The following is a 13,401-nucleotide window of genomic DNA, read 5'->3' on the forward strand; positions in this document are numbered from 1 at the left end:
CAAGCCCCATGCTCATCGACTCGCATTGCCATCTCGACCGCATCGACCTCGAACCTTATCAAAACGATTTCTCCTGCTTTCTGAAAGACGCGAAAAACCACCAAATAGAGCACATGCTCTGCATCTCGATCGACATGGAAGCGTATCCCGCGCTATTCGATCTGGTCAAGGACCATCCGCAAATCTCGGCCACGGTCGGTGTGCATCCGAACGCGCATGAAGGCTTCGAACCTACCGTGGAGCAGTTGATCGAACTGGGCAGCCATCCGAAGGTGATCGGCATCGGCGAAACCGGCCTGGATTATTTCCGCAGCACGGGCGATCTCGGCTGGCAGCACGACCGTTTCCGCACCCATATCCGCGCCGCAAAAGCGTTGAACAAGCCGCTGATCATTCATACCCGCGAAGCCCGCGAGGACACGCTGCGCATTTTGCGCGAAGAAGGCGCCGAAACCTGCGGCGGGATCATTCATTGTTTCACCGAAAACTGGGAATTTGCTGAGCAAGCGCTCGCCTTGAATTTTTATATCTCGTTCTCGGGCATCGTGACTTTCAACAGCGCCCAGGAAATCAAGGAAGTCGCGAAAAAAATTCCGGCAGACCGCTTTCTGATCGAAACCGACTCGCCTTATCTGGCGCCTGTCCCGTTCCGCGGCAAACCGAATTACCCGACCTATGTGCGTTACGTCGCCGAACAAATCGCCGAATTGCGCAATACATCGTTCGAAGAGATCGCGAAGCTCTCGACGCGGAATTTTTATACCCTTTTCAAGCTGAACTAAAGAATTTGTGCAAAACAATTTCCCGAAACGTCGCTCTCGTAGGGCGCGGCGTGTACCTTTATCAGAGCGTTCCGGTAAATTGAGTTTGAAGGTACGTATAAGGTATCGACTGATTCATTAATTAAACCATTCAGACCATGACGACAAACCCTTCGCTCGGCCCGGTCATGCTCGATGTCGAGGGTCTTACCCTGGCCGCGCATGAAATCGACAAAATCCGCCATCCGAATACCGGTGCGGTAATTTTCTTCTCGCGCAATTACGAAAGCCCGGCACAGATCGAAGCTTTGAGCGCAAGCATACGCCAGGCGCGCGGCGGCGAGATCTTGATCGCGGTCGATCAGGAAGGCGGTCGCGTGCAGCGCTTTCAAAACGGCTTCACGCGTTTGCCCCCGGCTATGCGTTATGCGGAAAAGCCGGAACTAGCCGAAGCCGCCGGCTGGCTGATGGCGAGCGAATTACTCGCGGTCGGCGTCGATTTTAGCTTCGCGCCGGTGCTCGATGTCGATTGCGGCATCAGCCAAGTCATCGGCAACCGCTCGTTTTCGACCGATCCCGAACTCGCCGCGGAACTGGCTTCGGCCTTCAGGAAAGGCATGCGCGCGGCCGGCATGGCCGCAACCGGCAAACATTTTCCGGGACATGGCGCCGTCGCGCCCGATTCGCATCTGGCCTTGCCGATTGATGAACGCAGCCTGGACAGCATTAAAGCCAAGGATTTGCTCCCTTTCAAACGGCTGATCGGCGAGGGGCTCGAGGGCGTGATGCCGGCGCATGTGGTGTTTGCCGCGGTCGACGACAAGCCTGCCGGTTTTTCGCCGTTCTGGATTCAGCGGATTTTGCGCCAAGAGTTACACTTTAACGGCGCCGTATTCAGCGACGATTTGAGCATGGCCGGCGCCTCCTGGGCCGGCGGCTACCCCGAGCGCGCCCAAATGGCGCTTGCCGCCGGCTGCGACATGGTACTGGTCTGCAATAATCCGGCCGCTGCAGAACAGATACTCGAGGCGCTGCCGATCCAAAAGCAACCGCTTCGGGAAAGCCGGCTCGCCGCGATGCGCGGCAAACCGCAATTTAACCGCGATCAACTGCTGAATTCGGTACAATGGCGGCAAATTTCCGATCAGATCAACCACACTTTTCATTCATGTTAAACGAAATTCAACAAGTACAAGAAACGGCCGATTTATTATTCGGCGAACAGGAAGTCGAAGCGGCGCTCGATCAGATGGCCGAGCAAATCAACCGAGAACTGCTCGGAACTAATCCGGTTTTTCTGTGCGTGTTGAACGGCGGCATCGTCGCGGCAGGACGCCTGCTGACGCGGCTGACCATGCCGCTGACGATCGACGCGGTCAACGCGAGCCGCTATCAGAATAAAATAATGGGCAGCACGCTCGAATGGACGCTGAAACCCACAACGCCTCTGCATGGACGAACGGTGCTGGTCGTCGACGATATTCTCGATGAAGGCATCACGTTGAAAGCGATCGTCGATCATTGCCTCGAACAAGGCGCGGAAGCGGTCTATAGCGCGGTGTTGGTCGATAAAAGGCTCGATCAGGAGAAACCGATTAAGGCCGATTTCGTCGGCGTCGAAACCGAAAACCGCTATTTGTTCGGCTATGGCATGGACTATAAAGGCTATTTACGCAACGCGGCCGGCATCTATGCCTGCAAGGACGGTACTGCATGAGCAAGCTCGCGATCATCGGCGGCACAGGGCTTACGCAGCTTGGCGGACTGACCATCGTCAAGCGCGACGCCTTGACCACGCCCTACGGCCAACCTTCGGCTGAATTTCTGACCGGCGACCTGCACGGACGCGAAGTGATTTTTCTGGCCCGGCACGGCAACCCGCACTCGATTCCGCCGCATAAAATCAATTACCGCGCGAACATCTTCGGGCTCAAACAACTCGGCGTCGAACAGATCATCGCGGTCGCGGCGGTCGGCGGCATTACCGAGGAGATGGGGCCGGCGCATATCGCGATTCCGGATCAGATCATCGATTATACCTACGGCCGCAAGCATACCTTTTTCGAAGATCAAGACGACGCGGTCACCCATATCGATTTCACCTACCCGTACAGCCAAAAACTGCGCACCGGTCTGATTACGGCAGCCGCGAAGGCGAATATCCGGGTTTCTCCCTTGGGCGCCTATGGCTGTACACAAGGCCCGCGCCTGGAAACCACGGCCGAAATCCGCCGCATGGAGCGGGACGGCTGCGATCTGGTCGGCATGACCGGCATGCCCGAAGCGGCCCTGGCCCGGGAACTCGGCATCGACTATGCTGCGCTGGCGGTCGTCGCGAACTGGGCGGCGGGCAAAACCGAAGGCGAGATCACGATGAGGGAGATCGAGCAGCATCTGCATAAAGGCATGGCGGATGCGGGAGAAATTTTGAAAATGTTTATCGCCGCGTAAAAACCGCCAGGAATTCGATCATGCGGCAAGGGCGACTGAAGCCGCTCCAGCCTCACAACGGCGGCTGCCTGGGCCCTGTCGACTTGATATGAACACTATCGCCGACCGCCAATTCGCCGCATCGGTCATGCAGCGCATTCTGACCGAAATACACCTTGTTCTGCCATTTTCGGGTGCGGTTCAGCGTTACCAACGGTTCCTTGCCGGTTTCCGCGCTGTCCGGGTCGATCGTCGGCACCGCGCAGCGCGAACAGGGCTTCGGCAGGCGAAAATCGATGTCGCCGATCCGTATTTCGCGCCAGGTGTCTTCCTCATAGCCAGCGCAGCCGGCGATCACCAAGTTCGGCCGAAAGCGCTCGATCGACAGATTCAAGCCCATTTCCTGGTTCAATAAGGCCAACGAATTTTCCGAGATGAGCAAAAACGGAAAGCCGTCCGAGAAGGCGGTATGGTCCGTGCCCGCTCCGTAGTTCGGATCGACCGGACGAATCGATTCGTCCGGCAAATAGACCAGCCGGCAGTTTTGATCCAAAAACCGGCTAAACCAACGGTCGGCTGTGTTAGAAACAGCACGCGCGCGGCAGCGGTCATGCCAGACGGTCACCTCAAGCCATTCGCCGTCGGCAGGGAGCAAAGACAAGGCCAGAGGCCCCATACCAGGCGCGGATAGCACCAGCTCATTCCCGGCCAGCGCGGTTTTGATCAGCGCCATGCGCGGCAGTTTACGCTGACTCAGAAACAGCCCGTCAGCATCGACGAGCATCCATTTTCTGTCATAACGAAACCCGGTCGGCGCAACCGGCCAGCGGCCGAACCGGATGCCGGCCAACGACTTGACGGGGTAAATATAAATGCCGCTCAATTGATAATCGGACATTCGGATTCGAACCCCTTTCCATTCATGGTGTTGATGAAGCCTGAGCCCTTATACTTCATTTGAATATTAACTCTCTTTGCATCTTCAGCATATACTCGCCGAGTTCGTCGTTGTATTCGATAAATCTTACCCCGTACTCGTAACCTCGCCCTTTGGCTTCTCTCACCACAACCGCTTTGATGACAAATTGTTTGCCGGTTTTGAAAGTTAACAAAATTAATATTTTTTCATCGAGAGCCAATTTTTCGAAGCTACGGATCAAACAGCCCCGATTGCTGATATCAAGCAACTTCGCCCGGATTTCCTGCCTAAACCACTTTAAACCGAGCACATTAGGCAAATAGCCCTTGCAAATCCGAGCCACGACATCCTTGCGGATATAACGCACGGTCCGGCGCTGATTGACGTACCGGTCAGTTTCGTTTCCGGCGAAACCTTCATTAGCAGCATCTTGAGACATAATAAAACTCGATCAGGAAAATAATTTGGTGCTTCAAGTATCGAGCATTATCAAATAAATTTCAAATACGCCCCCCCGTCAGGCGCCAAAAGCTAAATAAAATTCGCCAAATCCGTTAAAATTGCGTCACAAACCATTTTAATTGCCAGTACATGACAGGATTCTTCAAACCTACACGCCGAAATAAGCTGCATTTAATGCTGATCGCATCATTGACAGTGATCGGACCGGCATTCGCAAAAGCCAAGCCGACGCCCGTGCCAATCGCCTATCTGACGCAGGAACAAGAGGCTCCGCCGCCGCTGTCGAATCCGGATCCGTTCATCAAGGACAAGGGACTGCCCGGCGCGGAACTCGCGATAGAGGATAATAATACGACCGGACAGTTTACCGGCCAGCAATTTGTGTTGAAGGCCTTTATCGCGCCATTGAAAGCCGATCCGCTCGCAACGTTTAAAGAAAACATCAGCGGCAAATACCGCTTCGTTGTCGTAAACCTGCCGGCAGATCAACTTAAAAAACTTGCCGCGCTTCAGGAAGCGAAAGAAACATTATTGCTCGACATCGCCACGCAGGACGATCAACTGCGCAACCAGGATTGCCGCGCGAACGTATTGCACCTGTTGCCGAGCCGCGCGATGCGCGCCGATGCGCTGGCCCAATATCTGCTCAAAAAACGCTGGACCAAGTTGTTTTTGCTGCAAGGCAATCATGACGAAGACCGCATGTACGGCGAGGCGGTCAAGCGCGCGGCGCGGCGCTTCGGGCTCGAAATCGTCAGCGAGAAAAATTGGGAACACACGGCCGATGCGCGCCGCACCGAGCAGTCCGATGTTCCGGTGTTGACGCAAGCGGACGAATACGATGTGCTGGTCGTGGCGGACGAACGCGGCGAGTTCGGCGAATATCTGGATTACCGCACCTGGCTGCCCCGCCCGGTCGCCGGCACCCAGGGCTTGACCGCGACCGCCTGGCACCGCACGCACGAACAATGGGGCGCCGTGCAATTGCAGAACCGTTTCAAGGACAAATACGGCCGCGGCATGGAAGAAATCGACTATGCCGGCTATTTGGCGGTCAGAGCCGTCGGCGAAGCGGCAACGCGCGCGCAATCGAACGAATTGAAGCCGATCAGGGATTATATGCTGAGTCCTGCCCTTGCCTTGCAGGGCTATAAAGGCACGCCGCTGTCGTTCCGAGCTTGGGACGGCCAATTGCGGCAAACGGTGTTGCTGGCCGCGCCGCGCTCCCTGGTCGCCGTCGCACCGGTCGAAGGCTTCCTGCACCCGAAAACCGAACTCGATACGCTCGGCTACGATCAACCCGAATCTACTTGTCAGTTGAACAAATGATCAATAAAACACTGCTTTCCGCCTTATTCGCGGTTTCCGCCACGGCGCTGGACGCCAGCGCCGAAACGCTGTACGTGACGCTCGAAAAAGACAACGCGCTGGCCATCGTCGATCCGATCGCAGGCAAACTGCTCAAGACCGTGCCGATCGGCCAGCGCCCGCGCGGCATCGCGCTAAGCCCTGACTTCAAGTCGATTTATGTCGCGACCAGCGATGATAATACGATCATTATCCTCGACGCGGAAACGCTCAAGGTGACCGGCAAACTGCCGTCCGGCGAAGACCCCGAAACCTTCGCATTGAATCCCGACGGCACGATGCTGTACGTCTCGAACGAAGACGACAGCAGGGTCACCGCGATCGACCTCAAGACACAGAAAGCGGTCAAACAGATCAAGGTCGGCGTCGAACCGGAAGGCATTACCACCAGCCCGGACAAAAAGTGGGTGATCAGCACCTCCGAAACGACCAACATGGTGCACTGGATCGACGCGAAAACCAATGCAGCGGTTAACCATACGCTGGTCGATCCGCGCCCGCGCGCGGTCGCCTTCACGGCGGACAGCCAGCAATTATGGGTCACCTCCGAAATGGCCGGCACGTTGACCGTTCTCGATGCGAAGACGCAGCAAATCATCAAGAATATCAAGTTTGAAATTCCGGGCGTGACCGCAGACAAAATCCAGCCGGTCGGCGTCGTGATCGACAAAGATCGTAAACGCGGCTATGTCGCCCTGGGACCCGCGAACCGGGTCGCGGTGATCGACGCGCAAAAATTGACCGTGGAAAATACGCTGCTGGTCGGCCAGCGCGTCTGGAATCTGGCTTTTTCGCCCGATCAACAACGCCTGTACACAACCAACGGCGTCAGCAACGACATTTCGATCATCGATCTGCCGAGCCAGACCGTGACCAAATCGGTCGGCGTCGGCACCTACCCCTGGGGCGTCGCGGTAAAACCATGAACACGAACGCCGCCTTAACCGTCCGGGATGTCAATTTTTCCTACGGCACGAAAAAAGCGCTCGATCAGGTCAGCTTCGAGATCGAAGCCGGCCATTGCACGATGCTGCTCGGACCGAACGGCGCCGGTAAAAGCACGCTGTTTTCGCTGATCACCCGTCTGTATGACACGCCAAGCGGCCGGATCGAACTGTGCGGCTTCGATATCAAGAAAGAGACCTGCAAGGCGCTGGCCGTCCTGGGCATCGTCTTTCAACAAACGACGCTGGATCTGGACCTGAGCGTGCAGCAAAATCTGCGCTACCATGCCGCCCTGCACGGCATCAGCGGCAAAGTCGCCGACGCGCGCATCCTGGAAGAACTCGAACGGCTCGGCATGGCCGAACGCCGCTTCGAAAAAGTCCGCCAACTGAACGGCGGCCACCGCCGCCGCGTCGAAATCGCCAGAGCCCTTTTGCACAAACCGTCGCTTTTGCTGCTCGACGAGCCGACTGTCGGTCTCGACGTGCCGAGCCGGACCTCAATCGTCGACTATGTGCACAGCCTCGCGCGCACCGGCAACATTGCGGTGCTTTGGGCCAGCCATCTGATCGACGAGATTTATCCGGAGGACCGCCTGATCGTTCTGCACAAAGGCAGAATCAGAACCACGGGCAGCGTCGATCAGGTACTGCAAGCGACCGGCGCGCCGATGATCAGGGACGCTTTTTTCAAACTGACCCAGGGAGATTGACCCACGATGAACATTCTGCATTTCTGGCGCGCGATGTGGGGTATCATCGGCCGCGAGCTCTGGCGCTTCGTGACCCAACGCGAGCGTTTCGTTTCCGCCCTGGTCAGGCCGTTAATCTGGCTATTCGTGTTTGCGGCCGGCTTCCGGGCCGCGCTCGGACTCGCGATCACGCCTCCCTATCAGACCTATATCCTTTACGAAGTCTACATCACCCCCGGACTGATCGGCATGATCCAGCTTTTCAACGGCATGCAGAGTTCGTTGTCGATGGTCTACGACCGCGAAATGGGCAGCATGCGCAGCCTCCTGGTCAGCCCGCTGCCGCGCTGGTTTTTGTTGATGTCGAAACTGTTGGCCGGCACCTTCGTGTCGATCCTGCAGGTCTATGTGTTTCTCGCGATCGCTTGGGCTTATAAGATTCACGCGCCCTGGCAAGGCTATTTCTGGATCGTCCCGGCGCTGATCTTGTCCGGCCTGATGCTCGGCGCATTGGGACTCTTATTATCCTCGTTCATCAAACAGCTCGAAAACTTTGCCGGCGTGATGAATTTTGTGATCTTCCCGATGTTTTTCCTCTCCACCGCACTCTATCCTTTATGGAAGCTGAAAGAATCGAGCCTACTGTTGTACGGCCTGGCCAAATACAATCCCTTTTCACAAGCCGTCGAATTAACCCGTTTCGCCCTCTACGGCCAATATAATCAGAATGCGCTGCTTTATACGCTGGCCGCCTTCATTGTGTTTATTACCGCCGCAATTATTGGCTATAATCCATCGAAAGGAATGATGGTAAAAAAAGGCGGCGGTTAAGCATTTCCCGGGCGGTATTTGCGCCTGAACGACGGCAGCCATACCACTCAACTTCAGCGACTTCTATCGAGTCTTCATCTCTTCGGTGACTACGTGAAAAACTCATTTTACCTTGTTATTCCCAAACAGGAAGACAATCCGCAGCGCATCAAAGAATACGAAGCCAAGCCCCTGCAACAGTGGATCGACGAGATTCCGGCCGCGAATCCCGGCCTCGCCACCCGCCTTCTACATGACTTTATCATAGAGTTCAATGCATTATTGATTTCAGCCGAGCTCCGAATGGCGGCCCTCGAACAATTGCGTCCCAGCTTTCTCGCGATCGAGGAAAACCTGCGCAGCCGGCTCACCAAAACCGGCTTCCCGAAAGAAGAAAACGATCAAAAAATTTTCAACGTGCTCGTCTCCATCGAAAAGGAATTGACGCTGAGCTATTGGATCGTGTTGAAAGAATTGTCGCAAAAGAATTTCGGCTGGTTTCAAGGCAAGCAACTGCCGTTAGCGCTGCATCGCTGCATCAGCGGACTCAGCGGCATCGCGATCAGTCATTATCTGATGCGCATGCCGATACCGGACTGGATCTGGATCGATCTGCATTCACTCTACAAGCTCAGCATCGCGCTAAAAAAAGACACAGCCAAGGTTGTCGACGATCCGGCCAACCCTTCGGAAAAAAGCAGTCCGGAAGACTGCTACAAGCGAATTCTGCTGCTTAGCCTGACGGCTCCGAACGGCCTGATGCAAAAAGAAATTTTATTGGTTTATCAATTCATCAGAACCCTTTGCGAATACCTTCACATCAAAAATACCCCGGTTTCCGGACAAGCGACGCAATGTGTGATATTGACCGACGAGGACAAAGCCCCCTATTTTTTAAAGGAAGATGCCGGTCGTCCCGACTCCGCAACGCTGTATCTGGATTTTACCAAACTCCATAAAATGCTCGAGCACAAGGCGAAACACGCCAATTCTAGCGAAGGCCGCTTCAATGCGGTACTCGCGCGGCAGAACGAACAAACGCCGACCTTCGATTTGCTGGAATATCTTTTCCATCGCTGGTCCGGTTTTGAACTGGAAAGCACGCGGTTATTCGACGACCGCCTGGACCGTTATATCGCCATAGGGCTGATCCCCACTTACGAATTGCTGAATGAATTGACGACCATGGCTGGAAGCGAAACGGAACTGCCGGCCCATACCGCGTCCGAAAGCCTGTTGAGCAGTCGCTTCGAACAAACCGGCATATTGTCCGTCGGCCGCCTGATCAGCATCAGAAAAGCGGATCGCCGCGATAACACGCGCACCCTGGGCATCGTCAACCAGCTTCTGATCGACAAACAGACCAATAAAGTCATCTTCGGCGTGCAGTTTTTGGCGGCGCAATGCAATGCGGTCACTTACAGTCCGCTCGATTCGTCCAAAAAGGAAGAGCCGGTCAAAGCACTGCTTTATGCCGCCGAGGGAGAAGACGGCGATAAAAGCTATCTGATCACCGATAACTTCATATTGAAAAACGGCGATGTTGCTCGCATTCATTGGAAAAACGAAGACTATCCCGTATCCCTGCATGAGCGCAAAAATATCGGCCTGGGCTACTGGCAATTTCAATGCGTCAAAATCATGGAAAAAACCAAGTTTTCAACCGCGAAAAAGGGCTATGATTTCATCTAAGCTCCTTGTAAAATCCGCTATCCAAACAAAAAACACAAATCACTTGAAAAGTTTTTTCATCGTGGTAACTTGTGGGGTCGAGTGAGCAACTGAAACAGTAGGAAAAAGGTTGCGGTATAATCAACCAAGCCCGCTACACTCTTCGCGCAGCGAATTCGAATCGGCGCGGCCCTTATCCCCAAGTCAAGGGGTTTCCCAGGGAAGAGTCGTCAAAATTCCTAAGCAACTACAATAATAAATAACACCATCGTGAGGATGAGAAATGAGTAACGAAGAAAAAGCTAAACAATCGTTGGATACCGCAAAAAATCTGATCGGCAATCTGACATCAAGCGCATTGGCCTTAAAAGAATCCAATCCCAAAGTTTTTTACGGCGCGGTCGGCGGCGTCGCCTTGCTGCTTCTGCTTGTGATCTTCACCGGCGGGGAAAAGCGTCCGACCGTCGAGCAATATACCAAAAAATCCCTTGCCGTCGGTCAAACCTATTCATTGAAATCCCCGAACAGCTACGACCCTGCCTCCACGATCCGCCTCGTTCCAGCTCCCGGCACCCTGGCCGCCTACGATGACACCGAAGAAGCGGATCGTACCGGTACTTGCCAACATTTCCCGCAAGGTACCTCCGTCAAAGTCTTGAGATTGCAGGACGCTTTCGATACCGCCAATAGTTTCGCCGAAGTTTCGATCGAAGGCGGCGAATGCAACGGCAAAACCGGCTGGGTTTTGGCGATCGACCTGCAATAAAAGATAACGATTGCGTTAAAAATTGTTTGACACACGCTACATATTCTATATAATGTGCGAATAATTTCTAGCGCGGGAATAGCTCAGTGGTAGAGCACAACCTTGCCAAGGTTGGGGTCGCGAGTTCGAATCTCGTTTCCCGCTCCAAACAATGGAATAAAAAAGCCGCGAGTTTCGCGGCTTTTTTATTTAACCCGATCAAGGCTGCGTAGCAAAATGGTTATGCAGCGGCCTGCAAAGCCGTATATACCGGTTCGATTCCGGTCGCAGCCTCCATCAAACCGAACGTAATAATTTCTAGCGCGGGAATAGCTCAGTGGTAGAGCACAACCTTGCCAAGGTTGGGGTCGCGAGTTCGAATCTCGTTTCCCGCTCCAAATGATACGGAAAAAAGCCGCTCACCCAAGCGGCTTTTTTTTACCTGAAAGAAACACATCAAATTAGGTTAATCCCAAGCGGGAGCCGGACGGGATATTCATCCCGCCCGTAACGTTTAGAGGTGTTCCGATGTAGATGATGATTTGGTATTTGCGAAGGATTTTCAAACGAGTGGCCCGAATTCCTCCGACGACCTTGCGCTCCTTCAAGGCTACAGGTTAGCCGAAGCAGACCACGGATCGATATCGATTATTTCAATAACGGCGGCGGAAACGGGATCGACCAGAACCGTCATATTCTTGACCTTCCCGCGCAAAGGCAGCCATTTCGCCTTGCCGTCCCGCCAGTCGGCCAACAATTTCAAGCCTCCCTCTTGACCGGATAACGCCCGCAGCTCCTGCAGCGGTTTCGCTCGGGACAATATTTGCTCCTTGACTTGCGCGAGAGGCACGTATAATTCGGGCAACAAAGGCCAATCCGGAGCGCCCTGCACGGCTGAAAACAGAATATCCTGATTGCGCTTCGGGTCCAGGGACGGAAGCGCCGCCACCCACCTCGGCTGAGCCCAGCCGGCAATGGCCGCTTGATTGCCTCTTTGCAGCGCCTTGGCGACGCTGTCGGGGTCGAGATCCGACGCCCGGGCGATCTCGAAGCGGTCCTTGCTGAATACGATAAACGCCGGCCGGCCTGCGAACACCGTGTTGACGCCATAGCTCAAGGCGCACAATTGCAACAGCGCGACGACGGCGAGATCGAATTTCAACGAGGGTTTATCCGGCTTGTAAATGATCAGCGTAATCACCGGCCCTATCGTGACATCGACCGCCATCAGCAGCAGAAATATTCCGGTCACGCCGACCGCCTCATGCAGCGGCGCCGGATACCAAACCCAAAAGACGATCACCATCACCACGGCGGCAATCACGGCCGACAAAATCAAATGGATCAGAAAGGCATGAAGTCGATTTTTCATAAAGTTAAGCGGGATTGGAATCGAAGTTAATACAGTGATGCGAAGACGCCTCGGTCACGGCGACGCAGTCAGGATTGATTCGAATCGAGCTGACGTGAACCTTGTCTTGCTGCGTCGTTATTGCGCTGCAACAAGGATAGTTCATATTTCAATGAATCTCTATGCCGCATCGGGGCGAAAGCATCAGAAGAAGCCGAACGGGATATTCATCTCGCCCGTAAGGTTTTAGGGTGTGCGGACGTAGATGATAATTTCGTGTTTGCGTAAGGTCTCCAAACGTTGGGACGGGGTTGCAAACCCCGTCCCGCTCAGGCATCAGTAGAAGCCGGACGGGATATTCATCCCGTCCGTAACTTGGGGGTGTGCGGATTTAGATGATGATTTTGTGCATGCTGAGAGCTTCCAAACATTGGTGCGGGGTTGAAAGTTACAGGAAAGTGGCCTGTAATGGCGACCTTGTATTTGCCGATGACCAAAACCAATATTCGGGTTTAAGAACATACCCTTTACGAACCGGGTTTTCGTGGATGTAATTCAGTTTCTGCAAATAAAACTTAGGGGTTTCGATTTTTTTAGGAGCGTTGGTTTCCATCCAAAACTGATATTTTCCCTGCTTATCGATAAACAGCTCTAAAACACGCGGCTCATTGAGCTGGAGGCTCTCCCTCAATTGTTTGGATGTAAATCGTTTAAAGTCACGTAGAAATCCGGCTACATCAGGTGAACTTACGATGAGGTGAACATGGTTTAGCATGAATACATAACCGTTTAGTTGCAAATCCTTATGCTCCTGACAAAAACGTAACGAGTCGGCCAGTATTTGCCAGCGATTGAACCGGTCGAAAAGATAATACCAGCGTTCGACGGTAAGCGTTAGATAATAGATACCGGCATTTAACTCAATGGCTACACGGCGCGAGGGCATGGTTTTTTCGTTGGAATAATATTGGCGGATGACATGGCAATTATAGTCTGCAACAGGCCGGATGAGAGGGTATATTCCGTTCTTTTAAAGATCCCGCACAACGCAGCATAAGAAGAAGCCGGACCGTCCGTAACGTTTGGGGGTGTGCAGACATAGATGATAATTTCGTGTTTGCGTAGGGTCTCCAAACGTTGGGACGGGGTTGCAACCCCCGCCCCGCTCAGAGCCGGACGGGATATTCATCCCGTCCGTAACGTTTGGGAAGTGTGCGCACGCAGATGATAATTTCGTGTTTGCGGAGG

General features: G+C 54.0%; 14 protein-coding genes and 3 tRNA genes. 13 read left to right on the forward strand and 4 right to left on the reverse strand.

From position 1 onward, the window contains the following. The first annotated feature begins 8 nt into the window (after window positions 1-8). The 4 genes from U2W12_RS05040 to U2W12_RS05055 all read left to right on the forward strand — a co-directional run bounded on the left by U2W12_RS05040 (window position 9) and on the right by U2W12_RS05055 (window position 3,212). Entirely contained in the window at window positions 9-782 is a 774-nt protein-coding gene (locus U2W12_RS05040; protein WP_326499577.1) for a TatD family hydrolase, read from the forward strand. Window positions 783-919: 137 nt separating this feature from the next. Then, window positions 920-1,936 carry a beta-N-acetylhexosaminidase gene (nagZ, locus tag U2W12_RS05045; protein WP_326499578.1) on the forward strand — a complete coding sequence of 339 codons (1,017 nt, stop codon included), beginning with the start codon at window positions 920-922 and terminating at the stop codon, window positions 1,934-1,936. Then, a complete protein-coding gene (locus U2W12_RS05050; RefSeq protein ID WP_326499579.1) occupies window positions 1,930-2,478 on the forward strand; it encodes a hypoxanthine-guanine phosphoribosyltransferase in 549 nt (182 codons plus the stop codon). The genes nagZ and U2W12_RS05050 overlap by 7 nt, the downstream gene beginning before the upstream one ends. Then, a complete protein-coding gene (locus tag U2W12_RS05055) occupies window positions 2,475-3,212 on the forward strand; it encodes an S-methyl-5'-thioinosine phosphorylase (RefSeq protein WP_326499580.1) in 738 nt (245 codons plus the stop codon). The genes U2W12_RS05050 and U2W12_RS05055 overlap by 4 nt, the downstream gene beginning before the upstream one ends. Window positions 3,213-3,264: 52 nt before the next feature. Here U2W12_RS05055 and U2W12_RS05060 read toward each other — a convergent pair whose 3' ends face one another. Both U2W12_RS05060 and U2W12_RS05065 read right to left on the reverse strand, forming a co-directional pair. Beyond that, the gene (locus tag U2W12_RS05060; RefSeq protein ID WP_326499581.1) at window positions 3,265-4,089 is read right to left on the reverse strand and encodes an MOSC N-terminal beta barrel domain-containing protein; all 825 of its coding nucleotides are present in this window, start codon (window positions 4,087-4,089) and stop codon (window positions 3,265-3,267) included. A gap of 55 nt (window positions 4,090-4,144) precedes the next feature. Next, window positions 4,145-4,549, reverse strand: coding sequence for a PilZ domain-containing protein (locus U2W12_RS05065; RefSeq protein WP_326499582.1), 405 nt, complete (start codon window positions 4,547-4,549; stop codon window positions 4,145-4,147). Between the two features lie 197 nt (window positions 4,550-4,746). Between U2W12_RS05065 and U2W12_RS05070 the strand changes: the two genes are divergently transcribed. The 9 genes from U2W12_RS05070 (at window position 4,747) to U2W12_RS05110 (ending at window position 11,200) form a co-directional block, all read left to right on the forward strand. Then, window positions 4,747-5,901 (forward strand): ABC transporter substrate-binding protein, encoded by a 1,155-nt coding sequence (locus U2W12_RS05070; RefSeq protein WP_326499583.1) that lies wholly within the window; start codon window positions 4,747-4,749, stop codon window positions 5,899-5,901. Next, window positions 5,898-6,866 (forward strand): PQQ-dependent catabolism-associated beta-propeller protein, encoded by a 969-nt coding sequence (locus tag U2W12_RS05075; protein WP_326499584.1) that lies wholly within the window; start codon window positions 5,898-5,900, stop codon window positions 6,864-6,866. Before U2W12_RS05070 ends, U2W12_RS05075 begins: the two co-directional genes overlap by 4 nt. Next, a complete protein-coding gene (locus U2W12_RS05080) occupies window positions 6,863-7,597 on the forward strand; it encodes an ABC transporter ATP-binding protein (RefSeq protein WP_326499585.1) in 735 nt (244 codons plus the stop codon). Before U2W12_RS05075 ends, U2W12_RS05080 begins: the two co-directional genes overlap by 4 nt. A 6-nt stretch (window positions 7,598-7,603) precedes the next feature. Continuing rightward, window positions 7,604-8,407, forward strand: a complete 804-nt coding sequence (locus U2W12_RS05085; protein WP_326499586.1) for an ABC transporter permease — start codon at window positions 7,604-7,606, stop codon at window positions 8,405-8,407. Between the two features lie 93 nt (window positions 8,408-8,500). Further along, window positions 8,501-10,078 (forward strand): hypothetical protein, encoded by a 1,578-nt coding sequence (locus U2W12_RS05090; RefSeq protein WP_326499587.1) that lies wholly within the window; start codon window positions 8,501-8,503, stop codon window positions 10,076-10,078. 262 nt (window positions 10,079-10,340) lie between these two features. After that, window positions 10,341-10,823 (forward strand): hypothetical protein, encoded by a 483-nt coding sequence (locus U2W12_RS05095; RefSeq protein ID WP_326499588.1) that lies wholly within the window; start codon window positions 10,341-10,343, stop codon window positions 10,821-10,823. 72 nt (window positions 10,824-10,895) lie between these two features. Continuing rightward, a tRNA-Gly gene (locus U2W12_RS05100) sits at window positions 10,896-10,970 on the forward strand. Window positions 10,971-11,025: 55 nt separating this feature from the next. After that, window positions 11,026-11,099: transfer RNA gene (locus U2W12_RS05105), tRNA-Cys, on the forward strand. Between the two features lie 26 nt (window positions 11,100-11,125). Beyond that, a tRNA-Gly gene (locus U2W12_RS05110) sits at window positions 11,126-11,200 on the forward strand. A gap of 212 nt (window positions 11,201-11,412) precedes the next feature. Here U2W12_RS05110 and tfpZ read toward each other — a convergent pair. Both tfpZ and U2W12_RS05120 read right to left on the reverse strand, forming a co-directional pair. Further along, complete coding sequence (gene tfpZ / locus U2W12_RS05115) at window positions 11,413-12,174, reverse strand: TfpX/TfpZ family type IV pilin accessory protein (RefSeq protein ID WP_326499589.1); 762 nt, start codon at window positions 12,172-12,174, stop codon at window positions 11,413-11,415. Between the two features lie 427 nt (window positions 12,175-12,601). Then, on the reverse strand, window positions 12,602-13,099 hold the full coding sequence (locus tag U2W12_RS05120) for a hypothetical protein (protein WP_326499590.1): 498 nt from the start codon (window positions 13,097-13,099) through the stop codon (window positions 12,602-12,604). Between the last annotated feature and the right edge of the window lie 302 nt (window positions 13,100-13,401).

The sequence above is a fragment of the Methylomicrobium sp. Wu6 genome (assembly GCF_035916875.1).
Taxonomy (GTDB): domain Bacteria; phylum Pseudomonadota; class Gammaproteobacteria; order Methylococcales; family Methylomonadaceae; genus Methylomicrobium.

Excerpts from the sequence above, each read along its gene's own strand:
- U2W12_RS05095 (WP_326499588.1), top strand. The coding sequence starts at position 10,341 with ATGAGTAACGAAGAAAAAGCTAAACAATCGTTGGATACCGCAAAAAAT.
- U2W12_RS05055 (WP_326499580.1), top strand. The coding sequence starts at position 2,475 with ATGAGCAAGCTCGCGATCATCGGCGGCACAGGGCTTACGCAGCTTGGC.
- U2W12_RS05075 (WP_326499584.1), top strand. The coding sequence starts at position 5,898 with ATGATCAATAAAACACTGCTTTCCGCCTTATTCGCGGTTTCCGCCACG.
- U2W12_RS05050 (WP_326499579.1), top strand. The coding sequence starts at position 1,930 with ATGTTAAACGAAATTCAACAAGTACAAGAAACGGCCGATTTATTATTC.
- U2W12_RS05120 (WP_326499590.1), bottom strand. The coding sequence starts at position 13,099 with ATGCCCTCGCGCCGTGTAGCCATTGAGTTAAATGCCGGTATCTATTAT.
- U2W12_RS05080 (WP_326499585.1), top strand. The coding sequence starts at position 6,863 with ATGAACACGAACGCCGCCTTAACCGTCCGGGATGTCAATTTTTCCTAC.
- U2W12_RS05040 (WP_326499577.1), top strand. The coding sequence starts at position 9 with ATGCTCATCGACTCGCATTGCCATCTCGACCGCATCGACCTCGAACCT.
- tfpZ (WP_326499589.1), bottom strand. The coding sequence starts at position 12,174 with ATGAAAAATCGACTTCATGCCTTTCTGATCCATTTGATTTTGTCGGCC.
- U2W12_RS05070 (WP_326499583.1), top strand. The coding sequence starts at position 4,747 with ATGCTGATCGCATCATTGACAGTGATCGGACCGGCATTCGCAAAAGCC.
- nagZ (WP_326499578.1), top strand. The coding sequence starts at position 920 with ATGACGACAAACCCTTCGCTCGGCCCGGTCATGCTCGATGTCGAGGGT.
- U2W12_RS05060 (WP_326499581.1), bottom strand. The coding sequence starts at position 4,089 with ATGTCCGATTATCAATTGAGCGGCATTTATATTTACCCCGTCAAGTCG.
- U2W12_RS05085 (WP_326499586.1), top strand. The coding sequence starts at position 7,604 with ATGAACATTCTGCATTTCTGGCGCGCGATGTGGGGTATCATCGGCCGC.
- U2W12_RS05065 (WP_326499582.1), bottom strand. The coding sequence starts at position 4,549 with ATGTCTCAAGATGCTGCTAATGAAGGTTTCGCCGGAAACGAAACTGAC.